Source organism: Polynucleobacter sp. MG-28-Ekke-A2, assembly GCF_035012985.1.
Lineage (GTDB): Bacteria > Pseudomonadota > Gammaproteobacteria > Burkholderiales > Burkholderiaceae > Polynucleobacter.
The window spans coordinates 1-312 of sequence record NZ_JAYGQU010000071.1 but is presented as its reverse complement, the minus strand read 5'-3'; the positions used below and the strand labels follow the sequence as shown (position 1 = coordinate 312).

Annotated in this window: 1 pseudogene; it reads right to left on the bottom strand. The window is 44.6% G+C overall.

Annotated features, from left to right (window positions below):
• Positions 1–229 (bottom strand): annotated as a pseudogene (locus tag VC188_RS11965) (IS110 family transposase); the annotation flags it as partial.
• Positions 230–312: the final 83 nt, after the last annotated feature.

Below are 312 nucleotides of genomic sequence, written 5' to 3'. Positions count from 1 at the left end.
GATGCCCTAATGCGCGGTGGTAATTGCCGGTTGCCTCAAACCCAATAATGCAAGGCGGCGGTAAGCTCTTTAGAAAAGCAATAAAACGATCATGATCGGCAGCAGAATTAGCCATCCGAAAATGCTGTCGTTTACCTTCTTTAGTCTCGCTTAACACGGTATTAAAGTCCTTGGCAATATCAATTGCAATCCATGCCCCATAGGGTTTATTGTTTAAGTGGTCAGCCATAGCAATACTCCTTATTGATGATCTCGCAATCACCAGCATGGCTTAAATTGCTGCGGCTGACTACCATTCTGCATGTACTATGG